Origin of the sequence: Streptomyces sp. NPDC005492 (assembly GCF_040605995.1) — a bacterium.
GTDB lineage: Bacteria > Actinomycetota > Actinomycetes > Streptomycetales > Streptomycetaceae > Streptomyces.
This window is the reverse complement of the sequence record NZ_JBEXDX010000021.1, coordinates 117528-139810: the sequence shown is the minus strand read 5'-3', so window position 1 is coordinate 139810 and position 22283 is coordinate 117528. Positions and strand designations below refer to the sequence as shown.

The window sequence follows — 22283 nt, the reverse complement described above, 5'->3', positions numbered from 1 at the left end:
CGCCGGCCCTGAGCTGAACGCCTCCGGGCTCCCCGGCGGGCTCGGCAATAAGGGTGACCCCGCCCGCGCGGCGCCCGTCCCCCGCCGTACCCCCGGGATTCTCTGATCGCATGATCAGTACACGAATCGCGCACAGAAGCATCGCGGTGCTGCTCACCGCGGTGGTCGCCCTCCCCGTCGGGGGCGGGGTCGCCCAGGCCGATCCGGTGCCGGCGGCCGGGCCCGGTGAGACCGAGCTGGTGCCCGGGGTGCCGCCGGGGCCGTATCAGCCGTGGCAGATCGACACGCCCGATCAGGCGCTCCCGCCGAAGGTGTACACGCCGACCGCCGAGGAGGACCGGGTGGAGCCGCAGGAAGCGGCGGCGGGGACGTACGCGCTCGTCGAGTACGTGCCGATCGGGGACGCCGTCGCGAAGGTGACGTGCAGCAAGCAGACCGGGCCGTATCAGCGGAGCGTGGAACGGTGGTTGAAGCTGCGGGTGGACGGGAAGCAGTCGGCCGCCGACTGCAAGGCCATCCGGGCGTTCCAGCAGAAGGAGGGGATCAAACCCGCGATCGGCTTCGCGGGGCCGGTCACCTGGGCGCGCATGCAGTTGATCAGCGCGAAGAAGAATCCGAACGCGGCCGGGAAGTGCCCGGTGCGCTCGTACCGGGTCGCCTGTGTCGATCTCAACCGGCAGCTCACCTGGGTGCAGAAGGGCAGGAAGGTCGTCTTCGGGCCGGTGCCGATGCGCAGCGGGCGCAAGGGGCATGTGACCCGGGGCGGCTGGCACAAGATCTACTGGAAGCACAAGAACCACTGGTCGACGCTCTACAACAGCCCTATGCCGTATGCCCAGTTCTTCGACGGCGGCATCGCCTTCCACGCCGTCTACGGCAGCATCTACACCACCCTCGGCTCCTGGGGCTGCGTCAATCTGCGGCTGTCCGACGCCCGCAAGCTGTGGAGCGTCCTCAAGACGGGTGACCGCGTCTACGTGTGGGGGCACCGGTCAGGAAACTAGGCGGGCCTCCGGGCTTGTCAGTCCCCTCTGAGAGACTGGGGGCGTCATGAATGAGACAGCAGCACTTCAGCCGACCGCGCCGCTGCGCGCCCGTGCCGAGATCGACCTCGGTGCCCTGCGGGCCAATGTGCGTGCCCTGCGCGCCCTCGCGCCGGGCGCGGCCCTCATGGCCGTCGTGAAGTCCGACGCGTACGGCCACGGGGCGGTGCCCTGCGCCCGCGCGGCCGTCGAGGCGGGGGCGACCTGGCTCGGTACGGCCACGCCCGAGGAGGCTCTCGACCTGCGGGCCCGCGCCGGGCTGCCGGACGGGGTGCGGATCATGTGCTGGCTGTGGACGCCGGGCGGACCCTGGCGGGAGGCCATCGAAGCCGGTCTCGATGTGTCGCTGAGCGGTATGTGGGCCCTGGAGGAGGTCGTCGCCGCCGCCCGCGCGGTGGGCCGGCCCGCGCGCGTGCAGCTCAAGGCCGACACCGGGCTCGGGCGCAACGGATGTCAGCCCGGCGCCGACTGGGCCGAACTCGTCGGCGCCGCCCTGCGCGCGGAGGCCGAGGGGCTGGTCCGCGTCACCGGGCTCTGGTCGCACTTCGCCTGCGCCGACGAGCCCGGGCATCCCTCCATCGATGCCCAGCTCGCCCTCTTCCGCGAGATGGTCGCGGAGGCGGAGGGGCGGGGCGCGCGGCCCGAGGTGCGGCACATCGCCAACTCGCCCGCCACCCTCACCCGGCCCGACTCCCACTTCGACCTCGTCCGCACCGGCATCGCCGTCTACGGCGTCTCGCCCAGCCCAGAGCTGGGTTCCCCGGCCGACTTCGGGCTGCGGCCGGTGATGACCCTGAAGGCGTCCGTCGCCCTGGTCAAGCAGGTGCCGGGCGGGCACGGCGTGAGTTACGGCCATCACTACGTCACCCCGGGCACCACGACCCTCGGCCTGATCCCCGTCGGCTACGCGGACGGCGTCCCGCGGCACGCCTCCGGCACCGGCCCGGTGCTGGTCGGCGACAAATGGCGGACGGTCGCGGGGCGGATCGCCATGGACCAGTTCGTCGTGGATCTGGGCGGCGACGAGCCCGAGGCGGGCGCGGAGGCGATCCTCTTCGGGCCCGGCGACCGCGGCGAGCCCACCGCCGAGGACTGGGCCCAGGCCGCCGGCACCATCGCGTACGAGATCGTGACCCGCATCGGAACACGCGTTCCCCGCGTCTATGTCCATGAGGTTGCCCACGTCACTGAGGTCGCCCTCGTCGACGAGGCCGTCACCGGGTATGAGACCGACGACGTAGCGCAGGGCCGAGACGCGAAGAGGAGCGGCACGTGAGCGAGAGCAGTGCGGAGGCGGTCGTCGCGGTCGCCTCCGCCGCCACGGGGGCGGCCGGGAACTGGCGCAAGGTGACCGGCATCGCCGGCGCCGCGATAGGTGTGATCGCCGCCGGGGCCGCGGCCGGTGTCGCCATAGAGCGGATGACCGTCGGACGCGGTATGCGGGAGCGGGCCCGGCTGGCGCTCGACTCGACCGGACCGTACGGCTCGCTGCGCGGCACCCCCCGCACGGCCCAGGCCGACGACGGCACCGAGCTGTACTACGAGGTCGACGACATCGAGGCGGACGTCACCGTCACCCCGAAGCGCCGCCGGCTCTTCGGACGCAAGGCCCCGGCCCAGGTCACCGTCGTCTTCAGCCACGGCTACTGCCTCAACCAGGACTCCTGGCACTTCCAGCGGGCGGCCCTGCGCGGGGTCGTGCGGACCGTGCACTGGGACCAGCGCAGCCACGGCCGTTCCGCGCGCGGGGTCGCGCAGGCCGAGGACGACATGCCGCTCACCATCGACCAGTTGGGCCGCGACCTGAAGGCCGTGATCGACGCGGCCGTGCCCGAGGGGCCGATCGTGCTCGTCGGGCACTCCATGGGCGGCATGACGATGATGGCGCTCGCCGACCAGTACCCGGAGCTGATCCGCGACCGGGTCGTCGCCACCGCCTTCGTCGGTACGTCCTCCGGGCGGCTCGGCGAGGTCAACTTCGGGCTGCCCGTCGCAGGGGTCAACGCGGTACGGCGGGTGCTGCCCGGAGTGCTGAAGGCGCTCGGACAGCAGGCCGCGCTGGTGGAGCGGGGGCGGCGGGCCACCGCCGATCTGTTCGCCGGAATCATCAAGCGGTACTCGTTCGCCTCGCGGGACGTCGACCCGGCGATCGCGCGGTTCGCCGAGCGGATGATCGAGGGCACCCCGATCGACGTGGTCGCCGAGTTCTACCCGGCCTTCACCGACCACGACAAGACCGCGGCCCTCACCCACTTCAAGGACATGCCGGTGCTCGTACTGGCCGGGATCGGGGATCTCGTCACCCCCAGCGAACACAGCGAGGCCATCGCCGACCTGCTGCCGGACGCCGAGCTGGTGCTGGTGCCGGACGCCGGGCACCTGGTCATGCTGGAGCACCCGGAGGTGGTCACCGACCGCCTCGCCGACCTGCTCACCCGCGCGGGTGCCGTGCCCGCAGGGGCTACCGTAAGTGGCTATGGAAGCACCAGCAGCACCGCACGACGCGGCTGAGCCCCTGTCCGTATCGATCACCGTCAACTCCCCCGAGCAGATGCGGGAGTTGGGACGCCGCCTGGCCAAACTGCTGCGCGCGGGCGACCTCGTGATGCTCACGGGTGAGCTGGGCGCCGGCAAGACGACCCTGACCCGGGGCCTCGGGGAGGGACTCGGTGTGCGCGGCGCGGTCACCTCGCCGACGTTCGTCATCGCGCGCGTGCACCCTTCGCTCGGCGAGGGGCCGCCGCTCGTCCACGTCGACGCGTACCGGCTGGCCGGCGGTCTCGACGACATGGAGGACCTCGACCTCGACGTGTCCCTGCCGGAGTCGGTGATCGTCGTGGAGTGGGGCGAGGGCAAGGTCGAGGAGCTGACCGACGACCGGCTGTCCGTCGTGATCCACCGGGCCGTGGGCGACACCACCGACGAGGTACGGCATGTCACCGTCACCGGGCTCGGTGAGCGCTGGGCCGAGGTCGAACTGGGCGTGCTCGGCGCCTGACCGGATGGTGCGGGGCGTGTGGGTTCCGACAAGGTGTCGGCAAGATGTTGCGTTCCGGGTCTCGCGCGTGGTCACATGGTATCCAGTACGTAGTTAGGTCTACCTAACTACGTCTGCCCCAGGCCCCAGGAGGCGTCCATGCCGGCTTCAGAGCACCAGGACCGTCCACAGCCGTACGTTCCTGCCGGGGTCTCGATGCGGGAGTTGCTGGCGGCGGGTGCCGCGGCGAAGGCGGTCTCGACGCCCCCGCGCGCACCGGAGCCTGTGGAACAGCCGGCCGAGCGGCGCGAAGCCGCCTAGGGCGTTCCGTAGGTCGTCAGCGGATCACCACGACCGGCTGCCCGATCGTCGCGAACTCCCACATCGCCGCGCCGTCCGCCGGCGACTCGCGGATGCCGCCCGACTTCGTGGTCGGATCGGGCTGCTGCGTGGTGCCGCTCACCGGCACGCTGAAGCCGATCGCGACCCCGTCCGTGTTGGCGAAGCGGACGACGTGCTGGATGGGGGTGCCGTCGGTGCCGATGATCGCGTTCGAGCGCGAGGTGACCGCGTAGGAACCCGTGGTCGGATCCACCGTGCCGGGGGTGACCTTGAACGTGCGGTTGACTCTGTTGTCCTCGGCGACCAGCCACACCCGGTCGTCGTCCACCGAGTAGACGACCCGCTCGCCCCGGCCGGAGTCGGCGGGCAGCGCGGCGGGGTTCTGCTTGTCGCGCGGTGCCTTCGAGGTGGCCACGGGCGCGGCGCTCGTGTGGGCCGTGTTGCCCACCCCGCCCGGGGCGTTCGCCGATGCCTGATAGGTGAGGAAGCCGACCGTGGCGATCGCCGCCACGGTGAGCCCGGCCACGATTCCCGCGCTGCCGCCGGCCATCGGCGCCCACCTCCGTGTCTCGTACGTGTCACATAACCGGTAACTGTCGTAACCGTAGGTGACGGTAGCAGTCGGGGGCGGGCCGACCGGGGCGGCCGTGCCCACGGCGTCGGAGCCGTAGGCTGTTTGCGTGCTCTTGCTCGCTCTGGATACCGCCACCCCCGCCGTCACCGTCGCCCTGCACGACGGCGAGGCCGTCATCGCCTCGTCGAGTCAGGTGGACGCGCGCCGCCACGGTGAGCTGCTGCTCCCGGCCGTCGACCGTGTGCTCGCCGAAGCGGGGCTCGCGCTCGACGCCGTCACCGGTGTCGTCGTCGGCACCGGCCCCGGCCCCTACACCGGACTGCGCGTCGGCCTGATGACCGCGGACACCTTCGGCCTCGCGCTCGGTGTGCCCGTGCACGGTGTGTGCACGCTCGACGGCCTCGCCTACGCCACCGACCTCGACGGCCCCTTCGTCGTGGCCACGGACGCGCGGCGCAAGGAGGTCTACTGGGCGCGCTACGCCAACTCCCGCACCCGGGTCACCGACCCGGCTGTGGACCGGCCGGCGGACCTCACCGACCAGGTCGCGGGGCTGCCCGCCGTCGGCGCCGGCGCGCTGCTCTACCCGGACACCTTCCCGAGTGTGCACGAGCCGGAGCACGTGTCCGCCGCCGCGCTCGCCTCGCTGGCGGCCGAGCGGCTGGCGGCGGGCGTCGAACTCCCGGCGCCCCGGCCGCTGTACCTGCGCCGCCCCGACGCCCAGGTGCCCAAGAACTACAAGGTGGTCACCCCGAAGTGACCGAATCAGCGAGCCCTCGACTGCGCGAGATGCGCTGGTGGGACATCGATCCCGTGCTGGAGCTGGAGAAGGACCTCTTCCCCGAGGACGCCTGGTCCCGGGGCATGTTCTGGTCCGAACTGGCGCACGCGCGGGGCGCCGACGCGACCCGCCGGTACCTGGTCGCCGAGTCCACCGACGAGAAGACCGCCGACGGCGCCCCCCGGGTCGTCGGATACGCGGGCCTCGCCATCGCCGGCACCGCGTCCGACGGTGGCTCCGCCACGGGGGCCGACATCCAGACCATCGCGGTCGCCCGCGACCACTGGGGCACCGGCCTCGGTGCCACCCTGCTGACCGAACTCCTCAGCGCGGCAAGCGAGTTCGAGTGCGCCGAAATCATGCTCGAATGCCGCGTCGACAACGTCCGCGCGCAGAAGCTGTACGAGCGCTTCGGCTTCGAGCCCATCGGCTTCCGGCGCGGCTACTACCAGCCGGGCAACGTCGACGCCCTGGTGATGCGCCTGTCCACAGATCCCGACAGCAGCTCCGCTGCGGGCTCAACTTCCGTACAAGGAACCGAGATCCATGGCTGACTCACGCGACGAGCCTCTCGTACTGGGCATCGAGACCTCCTGCGACGAGACCGGCGTCGGCATCGTCCGCGGCCACACCCTGCTGGCGGACGCCGTCGCCTCCAGCGTCGACGAGCACGCCCGCTTCGGCGGGGTCGTCCCCGAGGTGGCGTCCCGCGCCCACCTGGAGGCGATGGTCCCGACGATCCAGCGCGCGCTGAAGGACGCGGGGGTGAGCGCGAGCGACCTCGACGGCATCGCGGTCACCGCGGGCCCGGGGCTCGCGGGCGCGCTGCTCGTCGGCGTCTCCGCGGCCAAGGCCTACGCGTACGCGCTCGGCAAGCCGCTCTATGGCGTCAACCACCTCGCCTCCCACATCTGCGTGGACCAGTTGGAGCACGGCGCGCTGCCGGAGCCGACGATGGCGCTGCTGGTGTCCGGCGGCCACTCCTCGCTCCTCCTCTCCTCGGACATCACCTCGGACGTACGGCCGCTGGGCGCGACGATCGACGACGCGGCGGGCGAGGCCTTCGACAAGATCGCCCGGGTGCTGAACCTCGGCTTCCCGGGCGGACCGGTCATCGACCGCTACGCCAAGGAGGGCGACCCGAACGCCATCGCCTTCCCGCGGGGGCTCACCGGCCCGCGCGACCCGGCGTACGACTTCTCCTTCTCCGGGCTGAAGACGTCCGTGGCCCGCTGGATCGAGGCGAAGCGGGCGGCGGGGGAGGACGTGCCGGTGCGCGATGTGTCGGCGTCCTTCCAGGAGGCGGTCGTCGACGTCCTGACCCGCAAGGCGGTCCGCGCCTGCAAGGACGAGGGCGTCGACCACCTGATGATCGGCGGCGGTGTCGCCGCCAACTCCCGCCTGCGGGCGCTGGCCCAGGAGCGCTGCGAGGCCGCCGGCATCCGCCTGCGCGTCCCGCGCCCCAAGCTGTGCACGGACAACGGCGCGATGGTCGCCGCGCTCGGCGCGGAGATGGTGGCGCGGAACCGGGCGCCCTCGGACTGGGACCTGTCCGCGGACTCCTCCCTGCCGGTGACGGACCCGCATGTACCGGGCCACTCCCACGACCACGTGCACGAGGTCGGCAAGGAGAACCTGTACTCGTGACGGTCGCGCTGATGTGGGAGGCACGGGCGGTACCGGGGCGGGGGGAGGAGTTGCTCGCGTGGGTACGGGAGCAGCGACTGCCGTCGGAGCCCTTGCGCCGGGAGGTCCTGCGGGCGCCTCAGGACCGGGTGCTTGTGATCACGTGGTGGGAGGCGGAGTACGCGGCCGAGCTGCCTGAACTTCCTGAGCCTGAGGGGGAGTTGGTCATGCGGGCGGTGCATCGGTGGCGGTTCGAGTCGGTGGGGGAGGGCTGACGGGGGAGTACGTCAGTTTCCAGGGCTTGCGGTGGTAGCACCCCCGCCAGACCAGTCGGCCGTGCCTGCGCTCCCACCAGACGCCCGCCACGGCCCTGGCCAGTGAGTCTGTCGGCAGAAGCAGCAGGTACGGCGATCCGTCCTGCCAGAGGATCGTCGTCACGCACGGCGTCACGAAGAGCAGGGCAGAGGCCGGATTCCACGGGCTGCCGCGTCGGACCTGAGCGTCACTTGGCAAGGGCTCCGCGGTATTGAGGTACCGCGCCTCACTGACCCCTTTGAGCCCCGAGGCGTGCAGAAGCGTGAGGCCTATGACGAAGCCGGTCGCGACGGCGACCCATTTCGCCAAGGCGCCGACCCCTGTCGGCATACTCCCGCGCACCATCACGACGACCGCTACCCCGACCGCATAGCCGGCCAGCCACGCCATGCCAGCTCCCAGCTCGTGATGCACATACCTGACCATCGGACCCCCGTCCCCCGGCCGGAGGTCACCCCACCCCCGACACCTCCGCCCCGCACAACAACCGCCGCTCAGCTCCAAGTACCCGTACAGATCCCGTCAGTTGGAGGCGAACCGTGTGTCGTACGTCCGTGCTGGATGCCGCCAACCGTAGTTCCAGCGCCCCCGGCTCCACCACCCGACGCCCCGACCGATCGGTGAACGCCGACAGGTCCGGGTGGAAGTGGAAGGTGACGTGGGATGCCTCGCCGGGGGCCAGTTCCAGTCGCTGGTAACCGATCAGGCGGACGTCCGGGCGGGTCACCGAGGCGACCGGGTCGTGGAGGTAGAGCTGGACCACCTCCGTGCCGGCGCGGGTGCCCGTGTTGCGGACGGTGAGGGTCAGGTCGTAGGAACCGTTCGTGTCGATCTCCGACGCCGGGGACTCCAAGAACTCCCACGCGAAGCTCGTGTACGAGCGGCCGTGGCCGAAGGCGTACAGCGGGGTCGGGTCGAGGCTGCTGACCTCGTCGGCCAGGCCCAGTGGGGGTTGCAAGTACGTCCAGGGCTGGCCGCCCGGCACGTGCGGGACGCTCACCGGGAGGCGGCCGGACGGGTTGACGCGGCCCGACAGTACTCCCGCCACCGCCGGGCCGCCCTCCTCGCCGGGGAAGAACGCCTGGACCACCGCGCCGAGTCGGCCCTGCCAGCGGCCGAGCGCGTAGGGGCGGCCGGTGAGCAGGACCAGGATCACCGGGACTCCCGTCGACACCAGTGCGTCCAGCAACACGGCCTGGACACCGGGCAGTTGGAGGTCCGCCACATCGCAGCCCTCGCCCGACGTGCCGCGTCCGAACAGGCCCGCGCGGTCGCCGAGCACCGCCACGCACACATCCGCCTCCGCCGTCCGCGCCACCGCCTCCTCGAAACCGGAGGGGTCCGGGTCGGACACGTCGCAGCCCTCCGCGAACGTCACCTTGGCGTCCGGGAGTTCGGCCCGCAGCGACTCCAGCAGGGTGGGGATGTCGATGCCCATCGGCACCTCGGGGTGGTGCGTGCCCACGTGGGACGGGAAGGAGTAGCAGCCGAGCATCGCCAGCGCGTCCGCCGCCCTGGGGCCCACCACCGCGATCCGGGCGTCCGGCGCCAGCGGCAGCAGCCCGTCCGGGTTGTCCAGCAACACCACCGACTCCTCGGCCAGTTGGCGGGCCAGGGCGCGGTTCGCCGGTGAGTCTAGGTCGATCCGCTCGGTCGGTTCCGGGGACCAGTCCTCGTCCAGCAGGCCCAACTCGCACTTCTGCAGCAGCACTCGCCGCGCCGCCCGGTCGACCAGCGACTCCGGTACCTCACCCGCCCGCACCGCCTCCACCAGCGGTTTGCCGTAGCACTTGAGGGTCGGGAGTTCTACGTCGATGCCCGCCTCCAGCGCCGCGTGCGCGGCCTGTGCCGGACTGCCCGCGACCCGGTGGAGCGTCTCCAGGAAGCCGATGCCGAAGTAGTCGGCGACCACCGTCCCGGTGAACCCCCAGTCCTCGCGCAGGAGTTGGGTCAGCAGCGCGGGGTCCGCGGAGGCCGGGACGCCGTCCGTCTCGTTGTACGCGGCCATCACCGAGCGCGCGCCGCCCTCCCGCAGCGCCATCTCGAACGGCGGCAGCGTGACATCCGCGAACTCCCGCACCCCGGCCCGCACCGGCGCCAGGTTCCGCGCCCCCACCGAGGACGCGTACCCGGCGAAGTGCTTCAGTGTCGCGACCACCCCGGCCGACTCCAGACCCCGCACATAGGCGGCACCGATCGTGCCGACCAGGTAGGGGTCCTCGCCGATCGTCTCCTCGACCCGTCCCCAGCGCGGGTCGCGGACAACGTCCAGAACGGGGGCCAGACCCTGGTGGATGCCGGCCGCGCGCAGGTCGGCGCCGATGTGCCGGGCCATCTCCTCGACCAGCGCCGGGTCGAAGCTCGCGCCCCAGGCGAGTGGCACCGGGTACGCAGTCGCGCCCCAGGCCGTGAAGCCCGCCAGGCACTCCTCGTGGGCGACCGCCGGGATGCCGAAGCGGCCCGCCGCGGCGATCCGGCGCTGGGCGCGGGCCAACGCCTGCGCGCCCAGCGCCGGGTCCACCGGGGCCGTACCGAAGGAACGGGTGAGCTGGCCAAGGCCGTGCGTGATCAGCTCGTCCCAGTCGTAGTCCGAGGTCATCTCCCGCTGGAGCGGGGCGACTCCGTCGCCGTCCGTGGCGGCGCCCACCCACACGCCGTAGAGCTGGGCGGTCTTCTCCTCCAGGGTCATCCGCGCGAGCAGGTCGTCGACGCGGGCGGCGGTGGGCAGGGCGGGGTCGCGCCAGGGGGCGGTGGTCATGAAACTCCTGTCAGAGAAAGGGGGTTACTTTCCGCCTACGCCCATCAGACCGCCCACCAGGGCGCGCCGGGCCACCAGATAGACGGCGAAGATCGGGATGCCGGAGAGGACGACCGAGGCGAGCAGGGCCGGGATGTTCACGCCGAACTGGCTGACGTAGTTGAAGAGTCCGAGGGTGAGGACCCGGGGGCCGTCGGACTGGGTGAAGATCAGCGGGAAGAGGAAGCCGTTCCAGGCCTGGAGCGCCGTGTAGATGACGACGGTGCTGATACCGCCCTTGGTCATCGGGATGACCAGTTGGAACAGCATCCGGGTCGCCGAGGCGCCGTCGAGTGCCATCGCCTCGTACAGGTCCTCCGAGATGTCCCGCAGGGTGCCGGTCAGGATCAGCACCGAGACCGGCATGGCGAAGGCCGCCGTGGGGAGGATGACCGCCAACAGGCTGTCGTAGAGGTTGAGTTTGGCGATCATCAGGTAGAGGGGGACCACGACCGCCTGGGCCGGGATCGCGACCCCGAGCAGGAACAGGCGGAAGGCCGCGCCCGACCAGACCGTGCGGGTGCGGACGGCGACGTAGGAGAGCGGGACGCAGAGGATCAGGACGATGCCTACGACCGCCGCCGCCACGATCGCGGTGTTGGCGAGGAAGTGGCCGAAGCCGTTGTGCAGGACGGTGTTGTAGTTGGCGAAGGTCGGATCGCTGGGCGGTTTCAGGGCGTTGCTGCCCAGGGCCTTGTCCTGGCGGGTGAGCGAGGCCGAGATCATCGCGTAGATCGGGACGATGACGACCGCGAGCCAGAGGAGCGAGCCGAGGCCCGCCACCGGGTTCGCGCGCCTCGTCCAGTGGCGGCGCCTTCGGGTGCGCGGGGTCTCCACCGGCTCCTCCGCCGTCTTCGTCGGACGCGGCAATGTGTCGTGTGACACTCCGTCACATCCCTTCGCGGGTACTGCGCATGGCGCCGAAACCGGTGAGCCGGACCAGGACCAGGGAGAGCGCGGTGGCGGCCACGACCAGGAAGGTGGCGATCGCGCTCGCGTAGCCGAAGTCGTAGCTCTTGAAGCCGGCCTCGTACATCAGGTACGGCAGGATCGCCGTGTCCGTGCCGGGGCCGCCCTGGGTGAGGATCAGGACGGTCTCGAAGTAGGTGAGCGAGCCGACGATCATCAGCACGCTGGAGGTCGTGGCCGTGTTGCGGAGCTGGGGCAGCGTGATCGAGAAGAACTGGCGGTAGCGGCCGGCGCCGTCGATTGCCGCCGCCTGGTAGAGGACTTCGGGGATCTGGCGGGCCCCGCCCTGGTAGATCAGGGTGTGGAAGGGGATGAACTGCCAGCCGCCGACGAAGACGATCGCGAGGAACGCGCCGCTGGTCGAGCCCAGTGTGTCCTGGTGGATGACGCCGAAGTTCGGGTCGAGCAGGGCGTAGAAGAGCAGGGCGATCGCGGTCGAGGAGAGCAGGAACGGCACGAAGAAGATCGCGGAGAGGACCGCCCGGTTGCGCTGGCGGCCTGCCGCCCACACACCCAGCAGGAGCGATACGACGGTCTGGAACGCCCAGCTCGTCACCGTCAACAGGACGGTGACGGTGAGGGATTGGGTGAGGCGGTCGTCGTTCAGGAGCTTGCGCCAGTTGGCGAGGCCGACCGGCTTCGGGTCGCCGAGGCCGTTCCACTGGGTGAAGGAGAGGTAGAAGGCCAGGACCATCGGGGCGATGGCGAAGAAGGCGAAGAACAACACCCCGGGTATCGCCCACACGGCGTGCGGGCGACCGGCCTTCGCGGCGGCGCCCGGCCTGGCTTTCGGGAGGGAACTCGCGCTCACTTCAGCCCCTTGAGCGCGGACACGAACTGGCTCGGCGAACTCTTGCCCACGAACAGCTTGTTGATCTCGGTGAGCATCGGTGTCGACACGGCCGGGTCGACCGCCTGGTCCCAGCTCAGGGTGAACGCGGGGGCCTGCTGGACCATCTGGTACTGGAACTTGGCGAACTCGGGGTTGGGGGAGGAGTCGAGCAGCTTCTCGGCGTTGGCGGTCGTCGGGATGTCCCCGTTGGCGACCAGGTCCTTGGCATACGCCTCCGACGCGCAGTCGCGGAGGAAGGCGATCGCCGCGTCCTTGTTGCCCGTACGGGCGTTCACGGACCAGTAGTTGGTGGGGTTGCCGACCACGTTGCGGATGTCGCCCGCGCCGCCCTCGTACTTCGGGAAGGCGAACCAGCCGAGGTTCTTCTTGGCGAAGTCGGGGAACTTGCCGAGCTGCGTCGAGTACTCCCACGAGCCCATCAGATGCATCGCCGCCTTGCCCTTGGCGAAGACCGCGGGCGCCCCGCCGTTGACGTACGACACCGAGCTGAAGCCCTTGCCGAAGGCGCCGTCGTCGATGAGCTGCTTGACCGTCTCGGCGGCCTTGAGGACGGCCGGGTCGCCCCAGCCGGACGCGTCGCCGTTCTTGATCCTGTCGAAGACGTCGGGGCCGCCGATCCGGTCGACCAGGTACTCCAGCCACATCAGCTCGGGCCAGATGTCGGACCCGCCGAGCGCGAACGGGGTGATGTTCGCGGCCTTGAGCTTCTTGTTGATGTCGAGCAACTCGGCCCAGGTGGTGGGCGGTTGGAGCTTGTGCGCGGCGAAGACCGTCTTGTTGTAGAAGAGGATCACGGGCTGCATGCCGCGCATCGGTATGCCGTAGTTCTTGCCCTTGAGGGCGCCCGCCGCGAGGACGGAGGGCAGGAAGCCGCTCTTGAGGACCGGGTCGGACTTGATGGTGTCGGTGAGGTCGACCAGTTGGTTCGCCTCCTGGTACGCCTTGATCGATCCGCCGCCCCAGTTGAAGAACACGTCCGGCGCGTTCGGCGAGCCCATCGCGGTGCGCAGCTTGGCCGGGTAGTCGGTGCCGGGCACCTTCTCCAGCTTGATCTTGCCCTTGGCCTTCTTCGCCGCCGCCGACGCGTTGAACCGGGTGACGGCCTTGACCTGCACCTTCGCCGCGTCGTCGCCGTAGGTGAAGGCGGTGACCGTACTGCTGCCGCCGGTGCTGTCACTGGAGCCGCAGGCCGTGAGTCCGGTGGTGAGCAGGGTGGTGGCACCGGCGCCGAGCACCCAGCGCCTGCTGAACGTACGCCCGCCGTTGGACGTGTTGGGCTCCTTGGACAGCATGGACAGCACCTCTCGCGCGAATGTTTCGAGCCGTTCTACGAATGTTCCGGGAACGTAAGGCGCGCGAAAGGGTTCGTCAAGAGGTCGCGCAGGGATACGATCGCCGCCATGACAGCCCCGGAATCCGCCGAAACCCAGACGGCACGTCGACCGACGCAGACGGCGACACTCGCCGAGATCGCCCGCGAGGCCGGAGTGTCGGCTCCGACTGTTTCGAAGGTCCTCAACGGCCGCGCCGATGTCGCCCCCGCCACCCGCACCCGCGTCGAAGAACTCCTGCGCGCCTATGGCTACCGGCGCCGCCGCGCCGAGGCGACCCGCTCGCCGCTGATCGACCTGGTCTTCCACGAGCTGGAGAGCGCCTGGGCGCTCGAGGTCATCCGGGGCGTGGAGAACGTGGCGCGCGACGCCGGGCTGAGCGTGGTGCTGAGCGAGAGCGCGGGCCGGCTGATCCCCGGCCGCACCTGGGCCGACCAGGTCGCCGCCCGCCGCCCGCACGGCGTGATTCTGGTCCTCTCCGGGCTCGACGAGTCCCAGCGGGCGCTGCTGACCAGCCGTTCCATCCCGTTCGTGGTGATGGACCCGGCCGGCGACCCGGGCGCGGACGTGCCGTCGATCGGCGCGACCAACTGGCAGGGTGGCCTCGCCGCCACCCGGCACCTGGTCGAACTCGGCCACACCCGGATCGGCGCGATCACCGGACCGTCCCGGATGATGTGCAGCCGCGCCCGCGTCGACGGATACCGGGCCGCGCTGGAGACGGCCGAACTCCCGGTCGACGGCTCGCTCATCGTCACCGGCGACTTCCATCACGAGGCCGGCTACCGGCTCGGCCTCGACCTGCTGCGCCGCCCGGACCGGCCCACCGCCGTCTTCGCCGGCAACGACCTCCAGGCCCTCGGGCTGTACGAGGCCGCGCGCGAACTGGGGCTGCGCATCCCGGAGGACCTGAGCGTGGTCGGCTTCGACGATCTGCCGGTGGCCCGCTGGGTGGGCCCGCCGCTGACGACCGTACGACAGCCCCTCACCGAGATGGCCGAGGCGGCGGCGAAGCTGGTGCTGGACCTCGGACGCGAGGAGGACTCGTCGGCGGCGCGCCGGGTGGAGCTGGCGACGAGCCTGGTGGTGCGGAGCAGTACGGCGGCGCCGGCGGCGGCCCGGTGACTGCCGTGGCCGGAAGGTGACGTATGGACGAGTGCGGCGACTGATGTCTTGACGAGTGGGGTGAGTCGCCCCACACTCCTCCGAAGCCAATCGGTTGCACAACCGAAACTTTCGGAGGCACCCGCATGAGATCTCTGAGAACCGGCTTATCCCTGGCGGCCCTGTTCACCGGCGCCGTCATGCTCTTCGCGGCACCCGCCGCGCACGCCGCCGACACCCCGCTGCGCGACCTCGCCGCCGCGAAGGGCAAAGTCATCGGCACCGCGGTCACCGGCTCCAAACTCACCGGCAGCTACGGCGACATCGCCGGCGCCCAGTTCAGCTCGCTCACCCCCGGCAACGCCATGAAGTGGGGGAGCGTCGAGCCGACCCAGGGCAGCTTCAACTGGACGGAGGCCGACCAGATCGTCGCCTTCGCACAGGCCCACAACCAGCAGGTGCGCGGCCACACCCTGGTCTGGCACAGCCAGAACCCGAGCTGGCTGACCAACGGCACCTGGACGTCCGCCCAGCTCAGCACCCTGCTCCAGAACCACATCAACACCGAGGTCGGCCGCTACAAGGGCAAGATCGCCGCCTGGGACGTGGTCAACGAGGCCTTCAACGAGGACGGCACCTACCGCTCCACCCTCTGGTACAACGGCCTCGGCGCCAACTACATAGCCAACGCCCTGACGTGGGCGCACGCCGCCGACCCGGCCACCAAGCTGTACATCAACGACTACAACGTCGAGGGCGTCAACGCGAAGTCCACCGCCCTCTACAACCTGGTCAAGTCCCTGAAGGCGGCGGGCGTCCCGATCGACGGCGTCGGACTCCAGGCCCACCTGGTCCTCGGACAGGTCCCAGCCACCCTCCAGCAGAACATCCAGCGCTTCGCCGACTTGGGCGTGGACGTGGCGATCACCGAACTCGACGTACGGATGGCGCTCCCGGCCGACACCACCAAACTCGCCCAGCAGAAGGCCGACTACAAGTCGGTGGTGGCCGCGTGCGTCGCGGTGACCCGCTGTGTGAACGTCACCGTCTGGGGCTTCACCGACTCCGACTCCTGGGTGCCGAGCACTTTCCCGGGCTACGGGGCGGCGACACCGTACGACGAGAACTACGCGCCGAAACCGGCCTATTACGGCATCGCGGAGGCGCTCGGTGGCACGACCACGACCCCGCCGCCGACGAACGGGGCCTGCTCGGCGGCGTACAGCGTGACGAGTCAGTGGAGCGCCGGGTTCACCGGGCAGGTGACGATCGCCTGCTCCGGGGCCTCGCTGTCGTCCTGGAAGGCGAGTTGGACGTACGGCGCCGGCCAGCAGATCACCCAGGCCTGGAACGCGACCTGCAACCAGTCGGGTACGGCGGTGAGTTGTACGAACGCCAGCTACAACGGGACGGTCCCGGACGGCGGTTCGGTGACGTTCGGGTTCAACGCGTCCTGGTCCGGAAGCAACCCGGTACCGGTGGTGACCCTGGGATGAGGGAGGTCAGGGGAGTGAAGCGGGACTGAGAACGGTGAGATTTTCCGCAGAAAACCGTCTTGAGGCGCCTCCCCTAACTTTCCCCTAATAATTCGGACTTACGTTCCTCCCCGTGACGGACAAAGAGAACGTCGACGAGGACAGACGAGTGGGCCGGCGATCGAGAGTGCTGAAGATCGCCGGCCTCACTCTGGCGGGCGCCCTCGTCCTGGGAGTCGCCACGGCCGGCTGGGCCTACTGGCACCTGAACAACAACATCAAGAGCGTCGACATCGACAGCGCGCTCGGCACCGACCGCCCCGCGAAGGCGGTGACCACCCCCTCGGCCTCCGCCTCGGTGTCCGCCACCCCTGTGCCGACCGGCTCCGTGAACATCCTGGTCCTGGGCTCGGACTCGCGCAGCGGCACGGAGAACAAGGCGCTCGGCGGCGGCAGCAGCTCCGGCGCCCGCTCCGACACGGCGATGGTCATCCACCTCGACGCGGGCCGCAAGAAGGCCACGATCGTCAGCATCCCGCGCGACACCCTCGTGACCCGGCCGTCCTGCCCGCTCTCCTCCGGGGGTTCGACCTCGGTCGCGTACAACGCGATGTTCAACAGCGCCTATTCGTTGGGCGGCCCGGTGTGCGCGGTGAAGACGGTCGAGTCGATCACGGACGTCCGCATGGACCACTACATAGAGATCGACTTCGCGGGCTTCGCGAAGCTGGTGAACGCGCTGGGCGGTGTCACGGTCACCACGACCCAGGACATCGACGACGACGACAGCCACCTCCACCTCAAGAAGGGCACCCATCACCTGGACGGCAAGCAGGCGTTGGCGCTCGCCCGCACCCGGCACGGCATCGGCGACGGCAGCGACCTCGGCCGCATAGGTCTCCAACAGATGCTGGTGAAGGCCCTGTTGGAACAGATCTCCTCCCACAACCTCCTCACCGACCCCACCAAGCTCTACGAGGTCACCGACGCGGTGACCGACAGCCTCACCACCGACACCGGCCTCGACTCGCTGAGTGAACTGATCAGCCTCGGCGAGAGTCTGAAGGGCCTGTCGGCCGACGCGGTGAAGACGATCACGATGCCGGTCGTCACGGCACCGTCCGATCCGAACCGGGTGATCGCGAAGGAACCGGCGGCGAGCGATCTGTGGGCGTCGCTGAAGTGAGGGGCCCGTACAACCTCTGCGCGCCCTGAGCAGTCTCGTGCGGTGAAGAGTCACTGTAACGAGGGGGTTGGCCGTTGTTCACCACACGTTCGTACGTCCGTTGGGCGGGACCGCTCGCAATGGGCCTGGTTCTGCTGGGAGTCGGGCCGTCCCCCGCACACGCGGCGGCGGCCCCCGTCCGCGACGACTTCAATGGCGACGGCTATCAGGACCTGGTCGTGGGCGCACCCTGGGCCACCGTCGGCGGCCAGGACAGAGCGGGCGAGGTGGCGGTGATGTACGGCGGTCCGCACGGCCTCTCGACCACCCGACGGACCGTCATCACCCGTGCCACCAGCGGCATTCCGGGCAGCCCCGTGAAGAACCAGAGCTTCGGACAGCAGGTGTCCAAGGGCGACCTGAACGGCGACGGCTACGCGGACCTGGTGATCGGCGTCGGATGGGCGGGGACCGACTCGGTGATCGTCTGGGGCGGCCCGAAGGGCCTGTCCGGCACGGGCACCTCGATCCCCGCCTCCAACACCCAGACCGGCGACTTCGACGGCGACGGCAAGCTGGACCTGGCCCTGTTCCGCACCAAATACAGCCAGGTCGACGACCCGTCCGGCACGACGGGCACGATCTGGAAGGGCCCGGTCACCCGCACCGGCACACCGTCCGGCACGACCGCCATCGACCCCGACGGATACCTCAAGGTCATCGACATCTGGGACGGCAGTGCCGGAGACGTCAACGGCGACGGCCGCGACGACCTGGCCCTGGAGGCGTACTGCGGCGAGGGCTACTACTGCGTCCAGATGTACGTCAGCTCGCCCTCGGGCCTGGTACCCACCGACGAACCGCTCTCAGGCTCGGTCACGGCCCTGGGCGACGTCAACGGCGACGGCTACGCGGACCTGGTCACCGGGGACGGCGCCAACGAGCGGATCGCGGTGGCCTACGGCTCGAAGAGCGGCCTGACTCCTTCCTCCACCTGGAAGTTCTACTCGCAGAACACCCCCGGTGTGCCGGGCGCGAAGGAGTCCGGCGACAACTTCGGGGGGTCGGTGGCCGTCGGTGACATCACGGGCGACGGCATCGACGACGTGGCCGTGGGCGCCTCCTCCGAGGGCCTCGGCACGGGCCTGCGGGCGGGCATGGTCAACATCCTCCGCGGCAGCCGCACCGGCCTGACCGGCACCGGCGCCCAGGGCTTCACCCAGAACACCCCCGGAGTCCCCGGCACCGCGGAACGCAACGACGACTTCGGCGACTCCGTCCAGCTCCTGGACATCAACGGCAACGGCTACGCCGACCTCGCGGCCGCGGCCGCCAACGAGAACTCCGGCGACGGGGCGGTGTGGGAACTCCGGGGGCGTCCGACGGGCCTGGTGACGGACGCGGCACTCGTCTTCGGGCCGAAGGGACTGGGGGCGGCGTACGCGAAGGCGCGGTTCGGGTACGAGGTCGACTAGGGCGTTGTGTCCGCGAAGTCCCGTCGTTCGCCCGCAGGGCGGGCCTCGCGGCGTCCGGTGCGGCGCGAGCGCGGGCCGGGCGTGGCGAGGCAGACGGGACTTCGCGGACACGGCCCAGAGCCTGTCCGGCGGATCGGACCATGGGGAATCGGCGGCTGCCGATCGGCCCCGGCGAGCGGGGCGGGGCCCGGCATGGCCGGCATGGTTCGGACCCGCATGGTTCGGCACGGCGCGTGACCTGCGGAAACAGGAACCCGGAGAATTTCTTCGGGGAATTCCGGCGCGTGTGTCGATCCGGCCGCCCCTCGTTCGACGCATGGTGTGAGAGGCCGGAAAGCCCCGGCCTCCGAACTGTTCGACCATTCGACCCGAGGAGTCACCATGCCCCGTTACCTCTCCCTCGTGCAGATCGACGAGAAGACCGCCCCCGCCGAGGGTCCCAGCCCCGAACTGATGCAGCGGATGGGCGAGTTGATCGAGGAGATCACCAAGGCCGGAGTGATGCTCGACACCGCCGGCCTCACCCCGAGCGCGCAGGGCGCCCGGGTCCACTGGGAGGGCGGCAAGATCTCCGTGACCGACGGCCCGTTCACCGAGTCCAAGGAGGTCGTCGGCGGCTACGCGCTCATGCAGTGCAAGGACATGGCCGAGGCGATCGAGTGGACCAAGCGGTTCCTGAAGGTGCACGAGGAGTTCTGGACGGTGACCTGCGAGGTGCGGGAGATCGCGGAGGGCTGAGTCTTCCCCGGCATTCCTTGGCCTTCCCCCGGCCTTCCTTGGCCTCAGGGCATCAGAGGTGTTCGATGGTGGGTTGTGGAACCGCAATCACAGCCCACCGCCTCCCCCGCGACCGCCCTCGAAACCGTCTTCCGTATCGAGTCACCGCGCATCATCGCCGCCGTCGCCCGCATAGTCCGCGACGTCGGCATCGCCGAGGAGCTCGCCCAGGACGCGCTGGTCGCCGCGCTGGAGCAGTGGCCGAGGGACGGTGTGCCCGACAACCCGGGCGCCTGGCTCATGGCGACGGCCAGGCACCGCGCCGTCGACCTGATCCGCCGGCGGGAGAACTACACCCGCAAGCTCCAGGAGATCGGCCGCACCCTGGAGACGACGGCCCCGCCCGAGGAACCGTCCGCTCCCGACGACATCGACGACGACCTCCTCCGCCTCGTCTTCACGACCTGCCATCCGGTCCTGTCCCCCGAGGCCCGCACCGCCCTCACCCTCCGCCTCCTAGGCGGCCTGACCACCCCCGAGATCGCCCGCGCCTTCCTCGTCCCCGAGCCGACGATCGCCCAGCGCATCGTCCGCGCCAAACGCACCCTGGCCACGAAGAACATCGCCTTCGAGGTCCCCTACGGCCCCGACCGGGAGGCCCGCCTCGGCTCGGTCCTCGACGTCATCTACCTCATCTTCAACGAGGGGTACGCGGCGACGGCGGGCGACGACTGGCTCCGCCCGAGCCTCTGCGAGGACGCGCTGCGGCTGGCCCGCCTCCTCGCCGGCCTGATGCCGAAGGAGCCCGAAGTGCACGCCCTGGCCTCCCTGTTGGAGTTCCAGGCCTCCCGCTCGGCCGCCCGCACCGGCCCGGACGGCGACCCCGTCCTCCTCAAGGACCAGAACCGCCGCCGCTGGAACCGCCTGCTCATCGCCCGCGGCATCACCGCCCTCGGCCGCGCCGACGCCGTGGCCACCGGCGCCCCCGGCCGCTACGCCCTCCAGGCCACCATCGCCGCCTGCCACGCCCACGCGTACACCTACGCCGAGACCGACTGGCCGACGATCGCGACCCTGTACGGCCTCCTCGCGGCCCGATTCCCGTCCCCGGTGGTCGAGTTGAACCGAGCGGTCGCGGTCTCGATGATGGAGGGCCCGGCCCAGGCCCTGGAGATCGTCGACACCCTCGCCACCGAACCCGCCCTGCGGGACTACCACTTGCTGCCGAGCGTGCGCGGGGATCTGTTGCTGCGCCTTGGCCGTACGACGGAGGCGAGGGCGGAGTTCGAACGGGCGGCGGGGCTGGCCCGCAACGAACGGGAACGCCGACTCCTGCTGCGCCGGGCCGAGGGGGCGTCATGACGAGGGTGATCATCGCGGTCGCGTTGATGTACCTCGTGGGCACGGCCGGGATCGTCCTGAGCGCTACCGGGCACGGTGGACACATACCGATCATCCCCTTCGTCCTGGGGATAGTCGCCAATTGTTGTGCTGTCATCCTCACGGTGCTCCTGATGCTCGCCGCTCGGCGATCGCGTCAGTGAGCCGGCCCCCCGATCAACATCGTCGGCGCCCCCGCCACCCGAGTAAGAAACACAGTCACCGAGTTGCCCCCCTGAGGCTTCGGCAGCACCTTCCTCCGCAGTTCCTCCGGCTCGACGGCCGACCCCCGCTTCTTCACCGTGAGCACGCCCACCTGCCGCTCCCGCAACAACGCCTTCAACTTCTTGACGCCAAAGGGGAGTTGATCGGTGATCTCATAGGCGGAGGCATAAGGAGTCGGCCGTAGCTCATCCGCTGTCACATACGCGATGGTCTCGTCGACGAGGCCGCCCCCGACGTCCTCCGCCACCTCGGCGACGAGATGGGCGCGGATGACGGCGCCGTCGGGTTCGTACAAGTACCGCCCCACGGAACGGACTTCGGGGTCGGGCAGGCCGCGACCGCGCAGAACTCGTGGGCCGGGGAGGAGAGTTGCCCGTACCGAGCCCGGCGCTCCGGTGCCGAACCACAGCACCGCCTCCTTCACATCCCCGCCGTCCGAGATCCACTCCGCCTCGGCCGTCTCCGGGATCGCCTCGTGCGGTACCCCGGGTGCGATCTTCAGGGCGGCGAGCCGGGCCGTCGTAGCGGCGGACACGGCCCAGGACAGTGGGGGCGAGTACGCCTCGGGGTCGAAGATCCGGCCCCGCCCGCCGCGTCGCGCGGGGTCGACGAACACCGCGTCGTACGGCGAGGTGTCCACGTCCGTGACGTCCGCCTCGCGCACCTCGATCAGGTCGGCCAGGCCCAGTGCCTCCGCGTTCGCCCGCGCCACCGCGACCGTCAGCGGGTCGCGGTCCACGGCCAGCACCCGCACCCCCGCCCGCGCCAGCGCGATCGCGTCGCCGCCGATGCCGCAGCACAGGTCGGCCACGGACGTCACGCCGAGCTCCCGCATCCGGCCCGCGCGGTAGGTGGCGACGGTGGACCGGGTCGACTGTTCGAAGCCGTTCGGGGTGAAGAACATCCGGTCGGCGTCCTCGGCCGAGAACTTCGCCGCCGCGGCCCGCTGCCGCAGCCGGGCCTGGCCGAGGGCCGCCGAGACGAGGTCGGCGGGGTGCTCGCGGCGCAGCCGGGTCGCGACGGCGAGTTCCTTGGCCGGGTCGGTGCCGCGGACCTCGTCGAGGAGGGCACGGCCCTCGGGGGTGAGCAGGGCGGCGAAGGCGAGTACGGGGTCGTTCACCGGCTCATTGTGGG

22 protein-coding genes are annotated in these 22283 nt (G+C 70.6%); 16 read left to right on the top strand and 6 right to left on the bottom strand.

Annotated features, from left to right (window positions below; genetic code table 11):
* Window positions 1-110: 110 nt before the first annotated feature.
* The 5 genes from ABZT04_RS26785 (at window position 111) to ABZT04_RS26765 (ending at window position 4341) form a co-directional block, all read left to right on the top strand.
* Window positions 111-1004, top strand: coding sequence for a L,D-transpeptidase family protein (locus ABZT04_RS26785; protein ID WP_356059529.1), 894 nt, complete (start codon window positions 111-113; stop codon window positions 1002-1004).
* 46 nt (window positions 1005-1050) lie between these two features.
* Window positions 1051-2319, top strand: a complete 1269-nt coding sequence (gene alr / locus ABZT04_RS26780; protein WP_356059528.1) for an alanine racemase — start codon at window positions 1051-1053, stop codon at window positions 2317-2319.
* Entirely contained in the window at window positions 2316-3554 is a 1239-nt protein-coding gene (locus tag ABZT04_RS26775) for an alpha/beta hydrolase (protein ID WP_356059527.1), read from the top strand. The genes alr and ABZT04_RS26775 overlap by 4 nt, the downstream gene beginning before the upstream one ends.
* The gene (gene tsaE, locus ABZT04_RS26770) at window positions 3520-4041 is read left to right on the top strand and encodes a tRNA (adenosine(37)-N6)-threonylcarbamoyltransferase complex ATPase subunit type 1 TsaE (protein ID WP_356059526.1); all 522 of its coding nucleotides are present in this window, start codon (window positions 3520-3522) and stop codon (window positions 4039-4041) included. The genes ABZT04_RS26775 and tsaE overlap by 35 nt, the downstream gene beginning before the upstream one ends.
* A 138-nt stretch (window positions 4042-4179) precedes the next feature.
* A complete protein-coding gene (locus tag ABZT04_RS26765) occupies window positions 4180-4341 on the top strand; it encodes a hypothetical protein (RefSeq protein ID WP_356059525.1) in 162 nt (53 codons plus the stop codon).
* A gap of 16 nt (window positions 4342-4357) precedes the next feature.
* Here the strand turns inward: ABZT04_RS26765 and ABZT04_RS26760 are convergent, their stop codons facing one another.
* Window positions 4358-4912, bottom strand: coding sequence for a hypothetical protein (locus tag ABZT04_RS26760; RefSeq protein WP_356059524.1), 555 nt, complete (start codon window positions 4910-4912; stop codon window positions 4358-4360).
* A gap of 130 nt (window positions 4913-5042) precedes the next feature.
* Between ABZT04_RS26760 and tsaB the strand changes: the two genes are divergently transcribed.
* Genes tsaB through ABZT04_RS26740 form a run of 4 tightly spaced genes read left to right on the top strand, consistent with a single transcriptional unit; the run spans window position 5043 to window position 7618 of the window.
* Window positions 5043-5696, top strand: coding sequence for a tRNA (adenosine(37)-N6)-threonylcarbamoyltransferase complex dimerization subunit type 1 TsaB (gene tsaB / locus ABZT04_RS26755; protein ID WP_356059523.1), 654 nt, complete (start codon window positions 5043-5045; stop codon window positions 5694-5696).
* Window positions 5693-6271 carry a GNAT family N-acetyltransferase gene (locus tag ABZT04_RS26750; RefSeq protein ID WP_356059522.1) on the top strand — a complete coding sequence of 193 codons (579 nt, stop codon included), beginning with the start codon at window positions 5693-5695 and terminating at the stop codon, window positions 6269-6271. Before tsaB ends, ABZT04_RS26750 begins: the two co-directional genes overlap by 4 nt.
* Window positions 6264-7364: a tRNA (adenosine(37)-N6)-threonylcarbamoyltransferase complex transferase subunit TsaD gene (tsaD, locus tag ABZT04_RS26745; RefSeq protein ID WP_356059521.1), complete on the top strand. Its 1101-nt coding sequence runs from the start codon at window positions 6264-6266 to the stop codon at window positions 7362-7364. Before ABZT04_RS26750 ends, tsaD begins: the two co-directional genes overlap by 8 nt.
* Window positions 7361-7618: a hypothetical protein gene (locus tag ABZT04_RS26740; RefSeq protein ID WP_356059520.1), complete on the top strand. Its 258-nt coding sequence runs from the start codon at window positions 7361-7363 to the stop codon at window positions 7616-7618. Before tsaD ends, ABZT04_RS26740 begins: the two co-directional genes overlap by 4 nt.
* Before the next feature lie 491 nt (window positions 7619-8109).
* Here the strand turns inward: ABZT04_RS26740 and ABZT04_RS26735 are convergent, their stop codons facing one another.
* From ABZT04_RS26735 to ABZT04_RS26720, 4 genes are read right to left on the bottom strand one after another with little or no spacing between them, the layout of a single operon-like run.
* Window positions 8110-10416 carry a glycoside hydrolase family 3 N-terminal domain-containing protein gene (locus tag ABZT04_RS26735; protein WP_356059519.1) on the bottom strand — a complete coding sequence of 769 codons (2307 nt, stop codon included), beginning with the start codon at window positions 10414-10416 and terminating at the stop codon, window positions 8110-8112.
* 24 nt (window positions 10417-10440) lie between these two features.
* A complete protein-coding gene (locus tag ABZT04_RS26730; RefSeq protein WP_356059539.1) occupies window positions 10441-11292 on the bottom strand; it encodes a carbohydrate ABC transporter permease in 852 nt (283 codons plus the stop codon).
* A gap of 52 nt (window positions 11293-11344) precedes the next feature.
* On the bottom strand, window positions 11345-12235 hold the full coding sequence (locus ABZT04_RS26725; protein WP_356059518.1) for a sugar ABC transporter permease: 891 nt from the start codon (window positions 12233-12235) through the stop codon (window positions 11345-11347).
* Window positions 12232-13569: an extracellular solute-binding protein gene (locus ABZT04_RS26720; RefSeq protein WP_356059517.1), complete on the bottom strand. Its 1338-nt coding sequence runs from the start codon at window positions 13567-13569 to the stop codon at window positions 12232-12234. Before ABZT04_RS26720 ends, ABZT04_RS26725 begins: the two co-directional genes overlap by 4 nt.
* Before the next feature lie 108 nt (window positions 13570-13677).
* Here ABZT04_RS26720 and ABZT04_RS26715 point away from each other — a divergent pair, with 108 nt between their 5' ends.
* The 7 genes from ABZT04_RS26715 to ABZT04_RS26685 all read left to right on the top strand — a co-directional run bounded on the left by ABZT04_RS26715 (window position 13678) and on the right by ABZT04_RS26685 (window position 21088).
* A complete protein-coding gene (locus ABZT04_RS26715; protein ID WP_356059516.1) occupies window positions 13678-14733 on the top strand; it encodes a LacI family DNA-binding transcriptional regulator in 1056 nt (351 codons plus the stop codon).
* Window positions 14734-14858: 125 nt separating this feature from the next.
* A complete protein-coding gene (locus tag ABZT04_RS26710; protein WP_356059515.1) occupies window positions 14859-16208 on the top strand; it encodes an endo-1,4-beta-xylanase in 1350 nt (449 codons plus the stop codon).
* A 112-nt stretch (window positions 16209-16320) separates the two neighbouring features.
* Window positions 16321-17373 carry an LCP family protein gene (locus tag ABZT04_RS26705; protein ID WP_356059514.1) on the top strand — a complete coding sequence of 351 codons (1053 nt, stop codon included), beginning with the start codon at window positions 16321-16323 and terminating at the stop codon, window positions 17371-17373.
* Between the two features lie 119 nt (window positions 17374-17492).
* Window positions 17493-18827 (top strand): FG-GAP-like repeat-containing protein, encoded by a 1335-nt coding sequence (locus tag ABZT04_RS26700; RefSeq protein WP_356059513.1) that lies wholly within the window; start codon window positions 17493-17495, stop codon window positions 18825-18827.
* Between the two features lie 381 nt (window positions 18828-19208).
* On the top strand, window positions 19209-19565 hold the full coding sequence (locus ABZT04_RS26695; RefSeq protein ID WP_355923103.1) for a YciI family protein: 357 nt from the start codon (window positions 19209-19211) through the stop codon (window positions 19563-19565).
* Window positions 19566-19640: 75 nt separating this feature from the next.
* Window positions 19641-20906, top strand: a complete 1266-nt coding sequence (locus tag ABZT04_RS26690; protein ID WP_356059512.1) for a sigma-70 family RNA polymerase sigma factor — start codon at window positions 19641-19643, stop codon at window positions 20904-20906.
* On the top strand, window positions 20903-21088 hold the full coding sequence (locus ABZT04_RS26685) for a hypothetical protein (RefSeq protein WP_356059511.1): 186 nt from the start codon (window positions 20903-20905) through the stop codon (window positions 21086-21088). The genes ABZT04_RS26690 and ABZT04_RS26685 overlap by 4 nt, the downstream gene beginning before the upstream one ends.
* Here ABZT04_RS26685 and ABZT04_RS26680 read toward each other — a convergent pair.
* The gene (locus ABZT04_RS26680; RefSeq protein ID WP_356059510.1) at window positions 21082-22269 is read right to left on the bottom strand and encodes a methyltransferase domain-containing protein; all 1188 of its coding nucleotides are present in this window, start codon (window positions 22267-22269) and stop codon (window positions 21082-21084) included. The genes ABZT04_RS26685 and ABZT04_RS26680 overlap by 7 nt on opposite strands.
* Window positions 22270-22283 lie beyond the last annotated feature (14 nt).